Genomic DNA, 528 nt, shown 5'->3' with positions numbered 1-528 from the left:
GTGGAGGATGCCGCCACGTGAGTGGACCATGGCCAAGGCCCAGTTCGCCGTCATCTTCGGCGAACGCTTCATCCGCGCCATGGCGGCGTAATGTGCATCCGCCCGTCCGCACACGAAATTCCTGACAGGCCCGTGGACGGAGGCAAACTTCTGTAGCGCCCTCATCTGCCGGAAGCGCTGCATTGCACGCTCCCGTCGTCAAACGGCAGATGGCTGGTCTCAACCTGGTTGTTTGCCCAGCGACCAATCTCTTGCCGGTCGGCGTTGCCCAAGTCGTTCATTGCGGCACGGTAGGAGCGCAGACCATCGGTCGTAATCCTGTCCGGTGCTCCATGGCGTTTCAGCGCCTTCTTGATGAACATCAGGGCTGCGGCCTTGTCTCTCGTCCTGGTCACATAGCTCTCCAGCACCTCGCCTTCCTGATCGACGGCACGCCAGAGGTAGACCATTTCACCGTTGAGTTTCACTGGACTTGCCCCGGAAAAGTGGAGAGTTCTCCTTAAGGTGAAAGGCGAACTCGATGACGAA

At 59.5% G+C, this 528-nt stretch carries 1 pseudogene; it reads right to left on the bottom strand.

From position 1 onward, the window contains the following. Nucleotides 1-117: 117 nt before the first annotated feature. Nucleotides 118-467 (bottom strand): annotated as a pseudogene (locus tag ASE91_RS04360) (DDE-type integrase/transposase/recombinase); the annotation flags it as partial. Nucleotides 468-528: the final 61 nt, after the last annotated feature.

Source organism: Sphingomonas sp. Leaf62 (assembly GCF_001421915.1).
Lineage (GTDB): Bacteria > Pseudomonadota > Alphaproteobacteria > Sphingomonadales > Sphingomonadaceae > Sphingomonas.
This window is presented reverse-complemented; position numbering and strand designations above follow the sequence as displayed.